The sequence below is a fragment of the Paenibacillus sp. N22P23 genome, from assembly GCF_059383735.1.
In genome coordinates this window covers 1,454,549-1,472,725 of the sequence record NZ_JBXENT010000001.1, presented here as the reverse complement: position 1 = coordinate 1,472,725, position 18,177 = coordinate 1,454,549, and the positions used below count along the sequence as shown (strand labels likewise).

The following is an 18,177-nucleotide window of genomic DNA, read 5'->3' as shown; positions in this document are numbered from 1 at the left end:
ACCATGTCCATGTTCACTAAAGTTCTCATCGCGAATCGCGGTGCAATTGCCGTTCGAATAGAGCGTACTCTTCGCAAGCTTGGCATCCAATCCGTTGCCGTCTATACACAAGCAGATCAAGACAGCCTTCATGTCGATGGTGCAGATGAAGCGGTGTTGATCGGGACGGGTCCTGCAAAAGAAAGCTACCTGGATGTGGATCGTATTCTCCAAACCGCCATCGATACCGGTGCGCAAGCTATTCATCCGGGCTACGGGTTCTTGAGCGAGAATGCCGCATTCGCTCGTGCTTGCCGCGAGCGTGGCATCGTATTTATTGGCCCTACGCCGGAGCAGATGGAGATGTTCGGTCTGAAACACTCCGCTCGTGAAATCGCGGAGCGGGCAGGCGTACCGATGCTGCCCGGAACGGCGCTCATCTCGGAGCTGGACGAAGCGCTTTCGCAGGCGGAAGAGATCGGGTATCCCGTCATTCTGAAGAGCACGGCCGGCGGCGGCGGAATCGGGATGCGAGTTTGCGCGGACGAAAGCGCGCTTGCTGCTGCTTTCGACGGTGTCCGATACTTGGCGGAGACGAACTTTAAGAACGGCGGCATTTTTCTAGAGAAATATATCGCAAAAGCCCGTCACGTAGAGGTGCAAATCTTCGGCAACGGCTTCGGTGAAGTCGTGACCTTGGGTGAACGCGACTGCTCCATTCAGCGTCGCAATCAGAAGGTAATTGAGGAAAGTCCTGCGCCTAATTTGCCAGAGCATGTGCGTCAAGAAATGTTCGCTTCCTCGAAGCGACTGGCCGCAGAGGTTGGTTACCGCAGTGCGGGAACGATTGAATATTTGTACGATCCGGATTCCTGCGCCTTTTATTTCCTGGAAGTGAATACCCGGCTGCAAGTGGAACACGGTGTGACCGAAGAAGTGCTTGGACTTGATCTCGTAGAATGGATGGTTAGGGAAGCTGCGAATGAGCTGACAGGACTGGATTCCTTGATCAAACCGGCAGTTGGTCACAGTATCCAAGCGCGTATCTACGCAGAAGATTGTCTGCAGCAATTCCGGCCGAGCGCCGGTAAGCTTGATCAAGTGAAATTTACAGAGCATGCACGCATCGAATCCTGGGTACGCGACGGAATTACCGTAACCACGCTATACGATCCGATGCTGGCGAAGATTATCGTTCACGGCGATAACAGAATGGATGCCATCGCAAAGCTGATTCGAGCGATTGATGAAACGCGTCTATATGGCGTTACGACGAATTTACAGTATGTGAAAGCGCTGCTTAGTCACGAAGATTGCTTGAGCGGTAACGTGTACACGCAGCTGCTGGCTACGTTTGAGCCTGCTGAGCTTGCTCTTGAAGTCTTGGATGGCGGGGTGCAAACGACCGTTCAGGATTGGCCGGGGCGCACAGGCTACTGGGATGTCGGTGTTCCGCCATGTGGCCCGATGGATCCGCTCTCTTTCCGGATGGGTAACAAGCTGCTTGGCAATGCAGATGATGCCGCTGGACTTGAGCTGACACTTCGCGGCGGTGCTTATAAGTTCCGTGATGATATGTGGATTTGTTTGACCGGTGCCGATATGGAAGCCGTGCTGGATGAGGCTGCTGTACCGTTGTATCAGCCGATCCTTGCCCGCAAAGGACAGGTGCTGAGCTATGGCGAAGCCAAAGCAGGCATGCGGGGCTATTTGCTTGTTGCCGGCGGGTTTGATATGCCGCGTATCCTTGGCAGCTCCGCAACGTTTACGCTTGGCAATTTCGGCGGTCATGGCGGTCGAGCGCTTCGCGCAGGGGATGTGCTTGGTGTCAATCGGAGCGAGCAGCAAATCCCTTCGACGGGAACAGCCGTGCAGCTGCAAGAATGGGATCTGCCGACGATGACACGCACATGGACAATCGGCGTTATTCCGGGACCACACTGTACAGCGGAATATTTGCTGCCTACTTACCTCAAAGAGCTTGAGGAAACCAGCTTTGAAGTGCATTTTAACAGTTCGCGGACAGGTGTTCGACTCATTGGCCCTGCACCTCATTGGGCAAGAGAAGATGGCGGTCAAGCCGGCCTGCATCCTTCCAATATCCATGACAATGCTTATGCGGTTGGAACGCTGGATTTGACGGGGGATATGCCGATCCTGCTTGGGCCGGACGGTCCCAGCTTAGGCGGATTCGTTTGTCCGGTGACGACGGCTTCAGCGGAATTCTGGAAGCTGGGCCAGCTGCATCCCGGTGACCGGGTTCGCTTCCGGCTGCTGTCGCTGGATCAGGCTGATCGTCTGCGCAAGGAACAAGAAGGCAATCTGGAAGCAATCGGGCAAGGGGATTGGGATCAGCTTATACCGCTCGGCTTACCGTTAGAAGAGTGCGTACTATCGCCGGAATACCCGCTATTAAAGCAAGAATCGGCCAATCGCAGATTCCCGATTACGATCCGCTGCAGCGGGGACGAGAACATTCTTGTGGAGTATGGAGAGATGGAGCTGGACTTGCTGCTTCGTTTCCAAGTACACGCATTGATGCAGGCTATTCGGGAAAGCGGCTTGATACCGGTACAGGATCTCACGCCTGGCATTCGCTCGCTTCAAGTGCATATCGATCCGAAGAGAACCACCGTGCGAGAAGCATGTGAGCGAATTCTTGAATTGGATTCCAGCCTGCCGCCGCTTGAAACCATTGAAGTCCCTTCACGAATTGTTCGCTTGCCGCTCTCATGGGATGATCCTGCCACCCAGCTGGCTATTGAGCGTTATCAACAAAATGTCCGTCCGGATGCTCCTTGGTGTCCGAGTAACCTGGAATTTATTCGTCGCATTAATGGCCTCGGGGATCTGGATGAAGTGTTTAAAGTCGTACATGAAGCTAATTATCTGGTGCTGGGACTCGGTGATGTTTATCTTGGTGCACCTGTTGCCACGCCGATCGATCCGCGTCATCGTCTAGTCACTACCAAATACAATCCGGCTCGTACTTGGACACCGGAGAATGCTGTCGGTATCGGCGGCGCCTACATGTGCGTATATGGCATGGAAGGTCCGGGAGGTTACCAGTTCGTTGGCCGTACGATTCAAATGTGGAACTTGAACCGTCAAACCGAGAGCTTCCAGCCGGGCAAACCGTGGCTGCTTCGCTTCTTTGACCAAATCCAGTTCTACCCGGTCACTGCAGATGAGCTGCTGCGGCTTCGTGAAGACTTCACGCGCGGACGTTTCGAGGCAGACATTACGGAAACGACGTTTAAGCTAAGCGATTACTTGGCATTCCTGGGTGAAATCAAGGATAGCACGGATGCTTTCCAATCGATGCAGCAAGCAGCCTTTCAAGCAGAACGCGAAAACTGGAAAGCGCTTGGACTCGCGGAATTTATTTCGGAGCATGATGCGGTTAAAGAAGCGCCGGAGGATGAGCTGCCTGAAGGAACGATCGCGGTTCGCTGCACGATGCCGGGAAGTGTATGGAAGGTGCTTGTGACCCCTGGTCAAGAGGTGAAGAAAGGCGAAACGCTGATTATCGAGGAGAGCATGAAGATGGAGTTTACCCAGACCGCACCATGCGATGGGTATGTGTCCTCGATCTTCGTGAAACCGGGTGATGAGGTGCATACGGGTCAATTGATTGTTGGACTCGTGAAGGAAAGGGAAAGAGAGGTGCTGCCCATATGACCGCGATGAAATGGCCGAGACAACTGACCGTACAATGGCTTAGAGAACAATATACCGCTAAGCTGCTGAAGCCTGCTGATGTGATTGCTGAAATCATCAGCCGAGCTGAGGCGGATGCAGAGATGAATATATGGATTACGCCTCCGTCATTGGCGCTGATCGAACCTTATCTGGAGCGGTTGACCACGATTTCTCCGGAGAGCTTGCCGCTCTGGGGCATCCCTTTCGCTGTCAAAGACAATATTGATGTAGCCGGTGTTCCGACAACAGCTGCTTGTGCCGAGTTCAGCTACACGCCAAGTGTCAGCGCAGTAGTCGTTCAGCGACTCGTGGATGCCGGAGCCATTCCTCTTGGCAAAACCAATCTTGATCAGTTCGCGACAGGACTTGTCGGCACGCGAAGCCCTTACGGCGAAACGCATAATGCGCTGCGCAGCGAGCTGATCAGCGGCGGATCCAGCTCCGGCTCGGCTGTGTCAGTGGCGCGCGGGCAAGCCGTCTTCGCTCTAGGCACGGATACGGCCGGCTCCGGCCGCGTTCCGGCGGCGTTGAATGGTTTGGTCGGCTATAAACCGAGCCTTGGCGCTTGGCCGACGAAAGGCGTCGTTCCGGCTTGTGCGAGCTTGGACTGCGTCACCGTATTTGCGCATAACCTCGACGATGCACTGGCTGTTGATAGGTTCGCCCGCGGCTTGGAAGAAACGGACCCGTGGTCGCGAGCGATTGCGCAGCCAACAGGAGATAAGCTTCCACAGACTGTATGCTTGCCAAAGGAAACGCCGACGTTCTACGGACCCTTCGCGAATCAATATTCAGAAGCTTGGGCGAAAGCAGTTGATGTAGTTGAAGCGATGGGGCTGCCTGTAGCCTACGTGGAGCTCGATTTGTTCGCGGAAGCTGCAGCTATACTATACGGAGGACCTTGGGTGGCGGAGCGATGGGCTGATTTGGGTCCTTTCATCGAGAACCATCCCGGAGTAGCGTTTCCTGTCACAGAGCAGGTGCTCCGTACCGGTGCATCGCCAGACTATACCGCGGCAGCGGTGTTTCAAGCAGCGCATAAGCTTCAAGCATTCAAGTTGGAGGCAAAGCAGCTGCTGAAGGATGCCGTTCTGTTCCTTCCAACATGCGGCGGAACGTGGACGCGCGATGAGGTGCGAACGAATCCGATCAGCACGAACAGCGATATGGGACGCTATACGAATCATTGTAATCTACTTGATCTGTGCGCCGTAGCGGTTCAGGCCGGAGAAGCGGATACGGATTTGCCGTTTGGCGTGTCCTTGTTTGGGAATGCCGAGGATGAATCGCTGCTATGCAGTACAGCAAAATGGTTTGTTTCCGCGTTTAGCGGCGAACAGTCCTCTGTTGATGCGAAACCATCTGCCCCGCAAGCATCCGTTCAAGCTCCGGCGACGACGCTAGTTGCGGTATGCGGTCTTCACATGCGGGGGTTCCCGCTTGAGAAGCAGATGATTGCTTGCGGTGCCACATTTGTTCGAGAGGCTGAGAGTGCGGCTAAATATCTGCTCGTAAAGCTGCCAACCACTCCCGCGAAGCCGGGGATGATTAAGCAGAAGCAGGGCGGCTCCGCCATTTCGCTCGAAATCTGGGAAATGCCTCTCGCTTCCTTCGGCGGATTCGCTGCATCCATTCCTGCACCGCTTGGCATCGGGAAAGTTGAACTGAGTGATGGCACAGAAGTGCCCGGGTTTATTTGCGAAGCTTATGCGGAGCTCGGCGCGGAAGATATTACTGCTCATGGCTCATGGCGCAACGCCGTGCTGCAATAGAGAGGAATGTTTCGAAGTTCAACGTTTCGATATGCAAGCCGCGTCTCTCCAGTTATGGGGACCGGCTTGTATTTTTTTACCCTACTCCTTCAAGCGACAGTAGAAGGGGAAACAGAAGGGAGAGTATAATAGGAGGAATGAGATCGGAGTGAAGACATGTGCTTAAGAAAATAGGGATCACACTTCTTGTACTGCTGGTGCTCGGTATCGCTGCCGGTTTCGGGGCTGTCATGTATGTGAAACCTACAGAGGCATTGGATCTGCGGTTTAATGAAGTACCACTTATGGAACGAGCGTTGACGATGATCCGGAAGTTTAATACTTCGTTTGTGCTCTCTGAGGCAGACATTGACAATATCGGCAAAGCTGCGATTCGTTTGAAACCGGAATACCAGCCGGGTGTCCGCATTACCGGGGCTCGTTTTAACCTGGAGGGGGAGCGTTTAGTTGCGCATTTAAACCTGAAGCTGAAGGAGCGATTGCCGGTTGGGATCGTGATTTACTACAAGCTGGAGTGGAACAATCCGAATCTAATTGCGAAGGTTGATGAAGCACAGCTGCGCGGGATCACGTTATCGAAGGATTATTTTGACGATATCGTCATACCGCTTGGGTCGCAGCTCCCCGAGCTTGTTTTTATTAAAGGGGTCGTGATCGACAAGGGAAACGTGGTTGTAACCATAAGAAAGCCGACGCTGCGCGAACTTCGTACTCTGATTGAGCAGAAAGTGAAGCGGCAGGTCGGCTGATTGGATAGCTAGGTTATGCGTGTTTGCAGTTAGCGGAGTTTCGGAAGAAGCGGACGTAGAGTAGCGATCAAGAAGGTTGCCGCAATGGCCTTCACCATGTCTCCGAACAAGAACGGATAGCAGCCGTTAACCATTGCTTTGGCGAACGAGTAATTGGCCTTGTATGCAAGCCATGGCACGCCTCCAACATAAGCGAGGATTACGCTAAAGAGTACTAAGCTAATGAACAACATCACGTACTGGCTGCGATTGAGTTTCTTCGTACGTGCGAAGATGCGGTCACTTGCCAGACCAATTAATAAGGCTGATATAGGGAACATCCAGATGTATCCGCCGGTTGCACCGAAAATGACAGACAACCCGCCGTTACCATGCAATAGCGGTAATCCTGCAGCAGTAAGAAGGATGACGATTGCGATACTCCAGAAGCCATATCGAGCTCCGAGCAAGCCGCCCGCTAACATGATTGCAAAGGTTTGCAGCGTAATAGGCACAGTTGTAAACCCCAGTGGAATGCTTATGTAACCGAATGCGATGAAGAGCGCGGCGAACAGCGCCGTGAATACGATACCCCGAATCCAATAGGTGGTTCCGGATTGCCCGCTTGCCGAAATAGGGGCGTGTGCAGCAGAAGGTGTGGTTGAATTTGAGCTTGATCTTGAAGTGGTTTCCATTGTATATTCTCCTCTCTAATGTTAACCTTGTTATCATTACTTGGTTAACAATTGAAATCATAACATGGGTTAATCCGTTTGGGAAGAGGGATTTTCATGAGTCATACAATTTACGATGAACATCTGATCTTGAAGGATGTTTCTATAGATCGGCTGCTCGATAATGGTGACAGCAGCCCGCGGTTACAGCAAATTGACTTCGATCTGGCACCGGGAGAATGGGTGAATCTTGCCGGGGTAAACGGAAGCGGTAAATCGTCACTAGCCAGATTGCTGGCAGGGTTAACAATTGAAGGTGTGAGAGGAACATGGAGCCGAGGTTTTGCGGGGAATAGGCCTTCGCCTTATGTGATGCAGCAGCCCGATGCCCAGCTATTCGCTGAGACACCGCGTGAGGAAATACGATTTGCGCTGGAATGGCGCGGAATGTCTCCTCAAGAAATTATGCAGCAGACAGAAGAAATACTCCTCTTCACCGGTCTCTCGGTCATTGGTGATACCCCCTGGGACCGTCTGTCAGGCGGTCAACGACAGTTAGCTGCTGTGGCCGCTGCATCGGCAGGCGAAACATCGCTTCTCGTATTCGACGAGGCGACATCCATGCTTGATGAGCAATCGATGGTGCTTGTGCATGGATTAGCTAAGAAACTTCATCAGCGCGGCTCAGCGATCGTGTGGGTCACGCAGCGATTGCAAGAAATTGAGTCTGTTGCGCGTGTCGTTGCGTTAATGGAAGGCCGTATCGTTTTTGACGGAAAAGGCGGGGAGTTCCTTTACGGATCGGGATCGGCAGAGCAGGTAGAATTCGGCCCGACGCCTTGCCAAACATGCGGACTTCGTTTACCTTACTTATCTACGTTAGCACTAGAGTTGGGAAGGCTTGGCAAGCTGCAGCCCCCGTATCCTGAAACACCGGAAGAATGGGATCAGGCGCTTACTCGAATTGGGGCGGACGCACGATGAACTTACATATTGTTGGTTTGAAGCAGGTGCCAATAGGGGTACATAATGAGATGGCCGCCATTCAAGCGCATGAATTGCGATTGGAACCAGGTTCAATTACGGTTATTATTGGCGCCAATGGTGTAGGCAAAACGAGATTAATGGAAACGATCGCCGGGCTTTCTAAGTCGGACGATATCGTCATATCCTATGACTCGCATTCGTTGTGGACGGAGCGGCGCTCCCGCATAGGACGAAGAAAACTAGAACGCAATCCGCAAGCTATGCTCGCTTACAGCTATTCTTGTCAATCGCCGGAAGAGCAATTGTTTGCAAGAACGGTGCGCGATGAGCTGCATTATGTGATGCGTCCCTATCACCTCGATGGCGAAGAGCGCGAACGCAGGGCGAGTGAAGCATTGGCCGCCGTAGGCTGGGACGAGTCGTGGCTGGATCGCGATCCTTACTTGATGAGCGGTGGTGAGCGCAGGCGGACGGCATTAGCCTGCTTATTTGCTCCTCCGGCAGCATGGCTGTTGCTCGATGAACCGACCGCTGGGCTGGACGCTGCAGGTCATGAACGGCTCGGTGCGCAGCTGAAACAGCAAGCGGAAGGCGGCAAAGGCGTGCTGCTGATTTCTCATGAGAGCGACTGGGCGTTACAGCTGGCTGATGCAGTGATCATCATGCACACGAATGGGAGTGTGCAGCATTGCAGCAGGGAAGAGCTCCTTGCGAATCCTCATTGGCTGGAGAATGCCGGCATGGACATTCCGGATTGGCTGCGAGTAGCCCACCGATTAGCTTGTATGGGCGTACCGTACAAGTGGGTTTGGGAGCCGGCCGCGTTGGCGCAAGAAGCAGCGTTAATCGTAAAGTCGAACGTCACGGTTCTACAACCAAGCATCACGGTAACTCGACATACAATTAGAGCGCCATTCGCTTTGAGAGACTCGGGCAAGCACCCATCACCGTTGTCTTTATTCGATCCAAGATCGGTCTGGCTTACTTATATTCTTATTTCTGCCGCGATTCTCTTTCAATCCACCTGGTCTGGATTAGGTGCAATGGCACTGGTTGTTGCAGCTGCGATACATTTTGGCAAAATCCCACTGAGACGCTGGCGCAGCGCCATTATGGCACTGACCTTCTTTACGTTCTCAGTCGCCCTAATTGCCGGACTCGGACCGCAAGAAGGCGGCGGCTTCTGGCGTACAGAAGCTGCACTCGTGTCCTTGCAATCTCTTCTTCGGCCATTGCTTGCGATGCTGCTCGGCTTCGGATTGCCGCTTGCTGTAACTCCGCTTCGGCTTCGAAGGTCATTGGAGCAGCTGTTTGCCAAGGTAGGGAAAGTGCCGCTCTTGGCGACCAAATTGCTGTTAACGATTACGCTGCTTCTTCGATTCATCCCGGTTCTCTTATCGGAATGGGAGCGTTTCGCACGTATAGCAACAGCTAGAGGCAAGCAAACAGAGCGTTCTGCCCGAGGCTCGCTCAAGCGGCTGCAAGAAACATCCATCCCGTTCATGCTGGCTTTGTTCCGGCTCGGTGAACAAGTTTCAGATGCGCTCGAGAGCAGAGGTGTTGGAAGGGATAGACAGCCAACACTATTGATAACCGAGAGGTGGAAGGTTCGTGACACTGTTCTTGCGGCTGCCGGAGCTGCCATTCTGGTCATTTTCTGGATGTGGCAATAGGCATTTGGCTCCGAATCGGCTATGATAGAACAAGTGTTAACTTTTGAAAGGAGTGTCTGGCAAGCTATGACTGAACCGCTTCAACCTCAGCTCGATCGAGCTTACATTCACCGCCTGCTGGAGCTACTGCTGACAACACCGAGCCCTAGCGGATTTTGCATGACGATTATGCGCATCATTCAAGAAGAAGCTGCCAAGCTGGGTTACGCGCTAGAGCTGACCCCTAAAGGCAACGGCATTATAACGATTCCAGGTTCAGACCCTCAAGATAACGAGGTTATCGCCATTACAGCCCATGTGGATACATTGGGTGCCATGGTAAGGTCCATTAAACCGTCCGGTACGCTTCGGTTTACACCGATCGGCGGATATTCGATGCATACGGTAGAGAGCGAATATTGTCTGATTCATACGCGGGATGGCCGCACGTATGACGGTACTGTACTGACAACGAAGCCATCTGTGCACGTTTTCTCCGATGTTCGTGATTTGAAACGCGATGAGGCCAATATGGAAATCCGCATCGATGAACATGTGAAGTCGAAGGAAGATGTACAGAAGCTGGGCATTGCTCCGGGTGATTTTATTTCTTGGGATGCCCGCACACGATTCTTCCCTAATGGTTATATTAAATCCCGTCACTTGGATGACAAAGCGAGCGTGGCCGCAGTATTCGGCTTGATGGAGTGGTTGAAACGCGAAGGCAAGTCCCCGCTTCGTACGGTCAAGATCATCATTTCGACTTATGAAGAAGTAGGTCACGGCAGCTCGAATATCCCAGCGGATATTACGGAAATGATCGCTGTCGATATGGGCGCAATCGGCGATGATCTCTCGACAACCGAACGCGACGTATCCATCTGCGCGAAGGATTCTTCCGGACCGTACGACTATCTCATGACTTCGAAATTGATTGAGCTTGCCGGGCGCGAGAAGATTCCATATGCAATCGATATTTACCCGCATTACGGTTCTGACGCTTCGGCTGCACTGCGCGGCGGAAGCAATATCAAGGCAGCGTTAATCGGGCCAGGTGTCCATGCCTCGCACAGTATGGAGCGAACGCATAGTGATGCTGTATTGAACACGGCGGCACTGCTCTTAGCATATTTATTGGAGCCTCGTTCATAATTTGAGGGACCAATAGGAAAAATTACGAGTAGACAATAATGAAACGAACATTATATGATGAATGATGGGTGAATTGACTATGACAACGAATAATGTATCTAATCCAAATGATACGCAAGAGCAAGCGGCAGGTATTCCTGAAGAAGAAATTCAACGTTTGATTCAAGCGCTTCACGAGAACGCGCTAAGGGCGCTTCGTTTTAAATTCGAAGAAGATCAAGTTGATGGACAAGTATTGAACCATGAAGTGTATGGACCGATCTTCACATACAAAATCGAAGTGAAGGACGGAGACAAGTATGCGTGCGGCTTCTTCATGCGCGAGCTGCTTCACACGTTCCAAAACAACGAAGATCCGGCGCTCTGGATGTCGTCGTTCTTCTTGGATCTAATGGATGCAGGCGGCGAGCGTTTGCTTCCAATGCCTCCACAATCCGAAGATGAGGCGAAGGCACTGATCGATAACATTATCGTGCCTTACTGTGCGAAGACCATCCGTGAGGAATTCGCGGATGAGCAGGTTCACATTGATCTGGACTTGAACGAACAGCATGGCGCGGTGCTTGAAGCAGGCTTTACGTCGATCTCCGATGGCAACAACGTCTGCGCATTGCCGCTTCATATGCTGATTGCACATCACTTGCTGAATCGCGATCCGGCTGAACCAATTATCCAAGGTCTGTACCGTATTCGTGAAGAACACGGTTTGGACTAGTTCCTGATTGTAAACAAGGCTGTCTCAAAAGTGCAATTATGCGCTGTTGAGGCAGCTTTTGTTATGTTTGGGATGGTGGTGCATTTCGTGCCAAAGGGGAAGTATTCTAACGAATCGTGGAGTCGCTATTTGGAGTGAAAAGAGCAGAATACGGGTTTTCGACACGAAATAACACCTGTACGATTCGTTAGAATTTTGTAGCGGCATTTTAGCTAAATAAGTCTTCTGTGGTCCGTTAGAGTTTTCGGGGGCAGTGTTTAATGGTCCAGTGGCGGTGATTTGCTCGAATTCGATAATCACTACCAACAAAAAAGACTGTCCCATTATCATCAAAAAAGATGACCGAGGGGCAGTCTTTTTACTGGCTACGCGCTGATTGCTTCATTCTTCACTTCAACAGTGTGGGTTTGCTTCTCTGCCCGCATGTACAGAATGAGGCCTGCGATGACAAAAGCACCGCCGATGAGTTGAAAGCCAGTGACCATTTCGCGGAAGAGCAGCATGCCGAGCAAGCTGGCACCAACCGGCTCTGCGAGCACGGACATCGAAATCGTTGTAGGCTTCACATATTTCAGCAGCCAGTTAAAGATCATATGGCCAAAGACGGTCGGGACAATTGCTAGCAGCAAGAACACAACCCATTCTCGGTCAGCGTATCCGGACATCGGCGTGCTTGTAGCTACATTGTAGATGGCGAAGCATACGGTTGTGACGCCAAATACGATGAAACTGTAGAGAAACGAAGAGACACGCTTCAGAATTTGTTTGGCAATCAGCATGTTCACGGCTACGGCCAATGCGCCGAAGAATGACAAGCTATCGCCGAAGAACGCACGCTGCGACAGTGTGATATCACCAGAACCGATGCTGATGGCTCCGATCAAAGCGACGATCATACCGACAACCGCGAATTTACGCGGTTTGTCCTTAAACAAGAGGAATGCGCCGACCATGACGAACACGGGTTCCAGTGCCAAAATAATAGTGGAGCTGGCAATAGAGGTGTAGGTCAGCGATGCCATCCAAAGCAGAAAGTGAAGGGCAAGGAAGAAGCCCGCTGCAAGGAGCAACAGCCAGTCTTTTCGCGAGATGGCTTTCATGCCTGGAAGCTGCTTGACTCCGAAGGGTAGCATGAGTATAAACGTGAACAGCATTCGGTACATCCCTTGAACGGAAACCGGCGCATTGGAATACCTCACGAAGATAGGTGCAAACGAGATGGCCAGCATTCCGACAATAAGCGGGAACACGGGGGAAATAGACATTTTGGATGATGACGATGAATTCACAGTGAGGTTCCTTCTTTCTGCTCCGTCATTATGCACGAAGCGACCTTTCTCATTATGCACACAAAGGCTTGTCCTCGCAAGAGATAGAGACTATTTGGCATCTGTATATCGCGGGCAGTGTGGACATCGTAATTAACATCAGAGAATTCGGAATTCGTCAAAATGTGTTCATTTGTCAGTGCGCCGCAATGCACGCGTAAATGATATGATTTGGATAAGAAGTGGCAGTATAGTACAGAGCATAAAGGGGAGACTGGAAATGGGTGTTCCAACAGGGGTTTGGATTGCAGCTGCAATTATAGCGATCATTGTGACGTGGATGACAATATGGGTAACCAATAAAGCCTACTCCAGGCGCTGGGAAGATCATAATGTCGAGAACGAGCAAGGGAAGAAACACAACTAGATTTGACATCAAAATAACAAACCATCTATAATTAAAGCGAAACCAAATGGTTTCGCTTTTTCTTTTACAAACCAGGACGAGCTAATGGTCCGTACTTATCGAATTTTAACTTATTTCATGAGGAGAATGATGGATATGGAAACGCAAAACACATTGCCTGATATCATACAATCAGGGATTTTTAATGCTGCCATTCAGAAAGTGTGGAAGGCAGTAGCGACTTCTGAAGGCCTTGCGGCATGGTTTATGCCAAACGATTTGGAAGCGGTAGTCGGACATGAATTCAAGATCGATGCCGGTCCTTTCGGCATTCAACCTTGTATTGTGAAGGAAGTAGATGAGCCAAACCGTATTTCTTTTAGCTGGGGCAAGGACTGGACAATTACGATACAGCTTCAAATCATCTCCGACAATCAAACCGAGTGCACGCTTATTCACGGCGGTTGGAAAGCGGATTTCATAAACGAAAACGGATTGCCTCACGATATCGTCCGCGACCGGATGAGCAATGGCTGGGTTGGCATTCACCAAGCCCTCGGCAAGTATGTAGAGGCTTAATATGGCGGCTCTTCCGGCAGGCAAACATGATGTGTTTCAAGCTATCGCCGATCCAACCAGGCGGGAAGTGTTGAAGCTGCTCGTCGATCGGGAAATGCCGGTAACGGCGATTACGGGACATTTTCCAATGACGCGTACGGCTGTATCGAAGCATCTCCGTATATTAGCAGAGGCCGGGCTTGTAAAGGAGCGAAAGGTCGGACGTGAAACACGTTACCGACTGGAAACGCAGCCGCTGCAGGAGCTCAAGAATTGGCTCAATTATTATGAACGCTTCTGGGAAAATAAAATGTCGGCACTTCAGCGCTTCGTTGAGTCTGACTGAGCGTGATGATCAAAAGTGGCTGTACTGGTGGGAAACCGGTTCAGCCACTTTTTTGCGTGAAATTGTCGCCTAAAAAGTAGCTATACCTGCTTTCGACTTGGCCTGTTTTCTGATACGCTAAAATGGAAAGGGGGTCTTTCCAAAATGATCCATAACCAAGTAAACGCATCCGCTTCCATCCAGTACATTGGACAAGTCGGTGTCATCATTCGTCGCAACGGGTTTGCTGTAGCTATTGATCCTTATTTAACGGACTCTGTCGATCGGTTAACCGGTTATCCGGAAGGATATTGGACGCGCAGCTATGCTCCGCCTGTTCATCCATCTGAGTTGAAGGATATTGATCTTGTCTTAATTACGCACGAGCATCAAGACCATCTTGACCCGGAAACAGTGGCGATTATTGCAGAAGCCTCACCTGCTTGCAAGTTCGCGGGGCCGCTTGCCTGCCAGTCTTTACTAGCCGATATCGGAATTTCTGCGAAACGACTACTCCCTTTGAAATATGGTACACCTCTGCAGTGGAATCAGGAACTAGTCATTCATCCGATCGCCGCTTGGCATGAAGAACGAGAAGTCGACCTTGACGGATGGGATCGTTATTTAGGGTACATTCTGCAATGGGACGGAATGACCATCTATCATGCTGGGGACACGTTGGTGCAGGAATCACTGATCGAGATGCTGCAGCCCTATCGGATTGACATCGGCATGCTGCCGATTAACGGACGGGATCTGTTTCGTCATCGACTTGGCGTTGTTGGCAATATGAATGCGTTTGAAGCGGCTGCTTTTGCAGCAGAATTGCGCATGGACATTGTCATCCCGCTCCACTATGACCTCTATCCCAATAATAGCGAAGGCATTGCCGGCTTTATGGATGCGCTGCTTAGCAAGTACCGAGGACAGAAATTCCATGTGTTTCAGCCGGGGGAAACGCGATTCTTTTAATTCTTCAACTACCAGTATGAATCCGTTTACAAAGGCGTGAAGGAAATGGAAGCCGGATACCGAATGAAGAGGAAAGATAGGTTTACAAAAATACCAAAGTAAAGAATAGCCCTAAAAGTGCATCAGCCCCCTGTTTATAACGTATATTGGTGGTACTAGCCAAATTAATGTGGGGTAGTATGTTCATTCGGTGCAAAGCATCCATTTGCCTTCGAAACGACTTGAGGGGGAGACGTTGATGGAGAAAGGACCGATTCTGATCCTGACCGGCGATTATGGGTCCGGACATATTCAAGCAGCGCACGCGCTCCGAAGAGCACTGGCTGCGCTTCATCCTGAAATGAAAGTAGACATCATGGATTATATGGCAGAAGCTCATCCTAGGGTTCATCCTATTAGCAAATATGTTTATTTGAGTGGTGTGCAAACGTTCCCTAAGACCTATGGATATTTCTATGGCAAAACACGTCATCATAATCGGTTAACAAGCAGCCTGAAATATATGCAGGCGCTTGGTCTTGGGAAATTTCTGTCGATGCTGCAAACGGTCAAACCATCTGTTGTTGTATCTACGTTCCCGCTGGCTGCCGGTGCGATGTCATTTATGAAAGATAACGGTCTTTATGTGGTGCCGACGGTCACCGTTATTACGGATTTTACGGATCACAGTTATTGGTTGTATCCGGAGACAGACTATTATGTCGTGGGTTCAATTGAGGTTGCCCATAGCTTGTCCAAGGTGGGTGTTGCGCCTGAGCGGATTTCGGTGACGGGCATCCCGATTCGTCCTGAATATAACCGGGTATATGATAAGCAGGCTATTCTGACGGATATTGGGCTTGAACCAGAGCGCCCGACGGTCCTTGTTATGGGCGGCGGCAATGGTTTGATGGGGCAGGAGATTGGGGAGGCGCTGTGCCTCGCGCTGTCGCGAAGAGAGCTTAATGCGCAAATGATCTTTGTTTGCGGACATAACGATAAGCTCAGACTTCAGCTTACACGGCTGAAATTTGCGTATAAGCTGCCAATCGTTGTTACAGGCTTTACGGACCAGGTACCGGAGCTGATGGCAGCATCCGATCTGCTTCTTACCAAATCCGGAGGACTTACGTCTTCCGAGGCGCTTGCTGCCGGCTTGCCTATGCTGATCTATAAGCCTCTTCCCGGTCAAGAGATTGATAATGCGAACTTCTTGCGCAACTGCGGTGCAGCTGTACACATTGAGGATGAGACGGAGCTCTTAGCAACGATGCGGATGCTGCTGAAATCGCCTGTTCGGCTTGATACGATGCGCAGACAAGCGAAGAAAGCGAGTAAGCCTTATTCCGCTGAAGCGGCTGCTGCATTGGTTGCGGAGCTCATATCGCAGTCGAATAAACAAACCGTCTAAGCTGCAGATGTGGTTGGAGCGATTTGATTCACGCCGCTCCTTGTGATAGAACAATAATGACGGAGTGGATCATTCTTATCTGCTTGTGAATCGAGTGGGAAATCGGAGGCGAAACGTAACATGAGTATGAAATATCGCAGACTTGGTAAAACCGATTTGAACGTGTCGGTAATCGGACTTGGCACGTGGCAATTTGGCGGTGAATGGGGACAGTCGTTTACGCAGGCTGAAGCGGATGCGATATTGGACCGCGGAGCAGAGCTTGGCATTAACTTGATCGATACCGCTGAATGTTATGGCGATCATTTATCCGAAGCACTGATCGGGGATTATCTTTCCCGCCGCAAACGTGACAATTGGATCGTTGCGACGAAGTTCGGCCATCATTTTCATGAACGATTCACACGTACGGATGATTTCTCGGCGGCAGACGTCATTAGGCAGCTCGATGCTTCGCTCTCCGCACTGAAGACCGATTACGTTGATTTGTACCAATTCCACTCCGGGCCGGATGCCGTCTTCGATAATGACGAGCTATGGACGGTGCTGGACAAGCAGGTGCAAGCCGGCAAAATCAGACACCTCGGAACTTCGATCGGCAGCAACCGTAACGTGCATCAGGTGGATGCGTCTACGCAGGTTGGCTCTAAGGTGATTCAAGTGGTCTATAATCGCCTCGATCAAGCGCCGGAAGAGGAAGTATTCCCTTCCTGCTTGAGACAGGACCTTGGCGTGCTGGCACGCGTTCCGCTCGCAAGCGGATATCTCAGCGGCAAATACAAGCCGGATGCCGTCTTCGATGTAACGGATGTGCGTCATCGCCATGATCGCGAGAGCACCGTGCAGAAGCTGCAGGAAGTACAGCGCATTGCGGCTGAGGAAGTGCCTGCTGGTGTCGATATGGCGGCATGGGCGCTCGCTTGGTGCCTGAAGCATCCTGCTGTGACGGCTGTCATTCCAGGTTGCAAAAGCCCGGCGCAGGTTGATTCCAATGCTAGCGTCGTCGCGCTGTTGGAATCGGGCCATCCGCAGGATGTGCAGGTGTAGCATTTGTGAAGTTGAGGTTGAACAGGGGTTCCTGTTCAACCTTTTTTTTGTTTTACTGGGTAGTTGAGGAGCGAGAGACGGATTTCGCGACTCTCAGCTTTCCAGATCGAATAAATCACCTAATTTGTGCAGCTGAGAGATGGTTTTTCCGACTCTCGTCATCCAAAATGCTACGTTTTGAAGCTGAGAGTTGGATTTCGCGACTCTCAGCTTTCCAGATCGAATACAGCTGAGAGTTGGTTTTCGTCACTCTCAGCCTTCCCCTTTTAGCAAGCACTGACAAATCCGTGCTAAACTAGATGAGACGTAATGATCAGCTCATACATATGGAGGCGCGGGATGTACAAGTATACGATTTGTTTTATCGAACAAGGGGATAAGCTGCTCTTACTTAACAGAGATCGTCCTCCGGCGATGGGGCTGTGGAACGGTGTTGGCGGGAAGCTTGATGCGGGGGAGACGCCGCTGGCAGGTGTGGAACGGGAAGTCATTGAAGAGACAGGACTTCATCTCACGAGCTTCCGGTATTGCGGGATCGTGACTTGGCGAGTAGATCAAGTTGAAAGTGGAGGCATGTATGTGTTCCGCGCATCAGTTCCGGAGCATATCAAGCTTAGCACTCCGCTCAGAATAGAAGAGGGCTTATTGGAGTGGAAGGAAAAGTCGTGGGTGCTGGACAAAGCGAATCATGGTATGGGCATCATCATACCTAGATATTTACCTGCTGTCTTGTCCGACAAAGTATGCTACGAGCATCGGTGTATCATAGACAATAACCAGTTAACCGCATATGAAGCTGTACCGATATCTTCAGAGATAGATGCATTGCAAGCTAAGGTTTAGGCAACAT

The 18,177-nt window shown here is 51.0% G+C and carries 16 protein-coding genes; 14 read left to right on the top strand and 2 right to left on the bottom strand.

The features are described 5' to 3' along the window. Positions 1–9: 9 nt before the first annotated feature. The 3 genes from uca (at position 10) to AC506A_RS07000 (ending at position 6,202) form a co-directional block, all read left to right on the top strand. Complete coding sequence (gene uca, locus AC506A_RS07010; protein ID WP_495460986.1) at positions 10–3,660, top strand: urea carboxylase; 3,651 nt, start codon at positions 10–12, stop codon at positions 3,658–3,660. After that, entirely contained in the window at positions 3,657–5,453 is a 1,797-nt protein-coding gene (atzF, locus tag AC506A_RS07005) for an allophanate hydrolase (protein ID WP_495460246.1), read from the top strand. Before uca ends, atzF begins: the two co-directional genes overlap by 4 nt. A gap of 158 nt (positions 5,454–5,611) precedes the next feature. Beyond that, the gene (locus tag AC506A_RS07000; protein ID WP_495460245.1) at positions 5,612–6,202 is read left to right on the top strand and encodes a hypothetical protein; all 591 of its coding nucleotides are present in this window, start codon (positions 5,612–5,614) and stop codon (positions 6,200–6,202) included. A 29-nt stretch (positions 6,203–6,231) separates the two neighbouring features. Here AC506A_RS07000 and AC506A_RS06995 read toward each other — a convergent pair whose 3' ends face one another. Continuing rightward, positions 6,232–6,876 carry a biotin transporter BioY gene (locus AC506A_RS06995; protein WP_495460244.1) on the bottom strand — a complete coding sequence of 215 codons (645 nt, stop codon included), beginning with the start codon at positions 6,874–6,876 and terminating at the stop codon, positions 6,232–6,234. 96 nt (positions 6,877–6,972) lie between these two features. Here AC506A_RS06995 and AC506A_RS06990 point away from each other — a divergent pair, with 96 nt between their 5' ends. From AC506A_RS06990 to AC506A_RS06975, 4 genes are all read left to right on the top strand, one after another. Next, positions 6,973–7,839, top strand: a complete 867-nt coding sequence (locus AC506A_RS06990) for an energy-coupling factor ABC transporter ATP-binding protein (protein WP_495460243.1) — start codon at positions 6,973–6,975, stop codon at positions 7,837–7,839. Further along, a complete protein-coding gene (locus AC506A_RS06985) occupies positions 7,836–9,515 on the top strand; it encodes an ATP-binding cassette domain-containing protein (RefSeq protein WP_495460242.1) in 1,680 nt (559 codons plus the stop codon). Before AC506A_RS06990 ends, AC506A_RS06985 begins: the two co-directional genes overlap by 4 nt. Positions 9,516–9,581: 66 nt before the next feature. Then, the gene (locus AC506A_RS06980) at positions 9,582–10,646 is read left to right on the top strand and encodes a M42 family metallopeptidase (protein WP_495460241.1); all 1,065 of its coding nucleotides are present in this window, start codon (positions 9,582–9,584) and stop codon (positions 10,644–10,646) included. A 79-nt stretch (positions 10,647–10,725) separates the two neighbouring features. After that, positions 10,726–11,361, top strand: coding sequence for a hypothetical protein (locus tag AC506A_RS06975; RefSeq protein WP_495460240.1), 636 nt, complete (start codon positions 10,726–10,728; stop codon positions 11,359–11,361). A gap of 365 nt (positions 11,362–11,726) precedes the next feature. On the opposite strand, the gene AC506A_RS06970 is transcribed toward AC506A_RS06975, so the two are convergent. Beyond that, positions 11,727–12,650: a DMT family transporter gene (locus AC506A_RS06970; RefSeq protein WP_495460239.1), complete on the bottom strand. Its 924-nt coding sequence runs from the start codon at positions 12,648–12,650 to the stop codon at positions 11,727–11,729. Between the two features lie 259 nt (positions 12,651–12,909). Here AC506A_RS06970 and AC506A_RS06965 point away from each other — a divergent pair, with 259 nt between their 5' ends. From AC506A_RS06965 to AC506A_RS06935, 7 genes are all read left to right on the top strand, one after another. Next, positions 12,910–13,056 (top strand): hypothetical protein, encoded by a 147-nt coding sequence (locus AC506A_RS06965; protein ID WP_495460238.1) that lies wholly within the window; start codon positions 12,910–12,912, stop codon positions 13,054–13,056. Between the two features lie 129 nt (positions 13,057–13,185). Next, entirely contained in the window at positions 13,186–13,614 is a 429-nt protein-coding gene (locus tag AC506A_RS06960; protein WP_495460985.1) for an SRPBCC family protein, read from the top strand. A gap of 1 nt (position 13,615) precedes the next feature. Next, entirely contained in the window at positions 13,616–13,939 is a 324-nt protein-coding gene (locus AC506A_RS06955) for an ArsR/SmtB family transcription factor (RefSeq protein ID WP_495460237.1), read from the top strand. A 144-nt stretch (positions 13,940–14,083) separates the two neighbouring features. Next, positions 14,084–14,890, top strand: a complete 807-nt coding sequence (locus AC506A_RS06950) for an MBL fold metallo-hydrolase (RefSeq protein ID WP_495460236.1) — start codon at positions 14,084–14,086, stop codon at positions 14,888–14,890. Between the two features lie 238 nt (positions 14,891–15,128). Beyond that, positions 15,129–16,280 (top strand): MGDG synthase family glycosyltransferase, encoded by a 1,152-nt coding sequence (locus tag AC506A_RS06945; protein WP_495460235.1) that lies wholly within the window; start codon positions 15,129–15,131, stop codon positions 16,278–16,280. A gap of 126 nt (positions 16,281–16,406) precedes the next feature. Further along, the gene (locus AC506A_RS06940) at positions 16,407–17,327 is read left to right on the top strand and encodes an aldo/keto reductase (protein WP_495460984.1); all 921 of its coding nucleotides are present in this window, start codon (positions 16,407–16,409) and stop codon (positions 17,325–17,327) included. A 339-nt stretch (positions 17,328–17,666) separates the two neighbouring features. Beyond that, entirely contained in the window at positions 17,667–18,170 is a 504-nt protein-coding gene (locus AC506A_RS06935; protein ID WP_495460234.1) for an NUDIX hydrolase, read from the top strand. Positions 18,171–18,177: the final 7 nt, after the last annotated feature.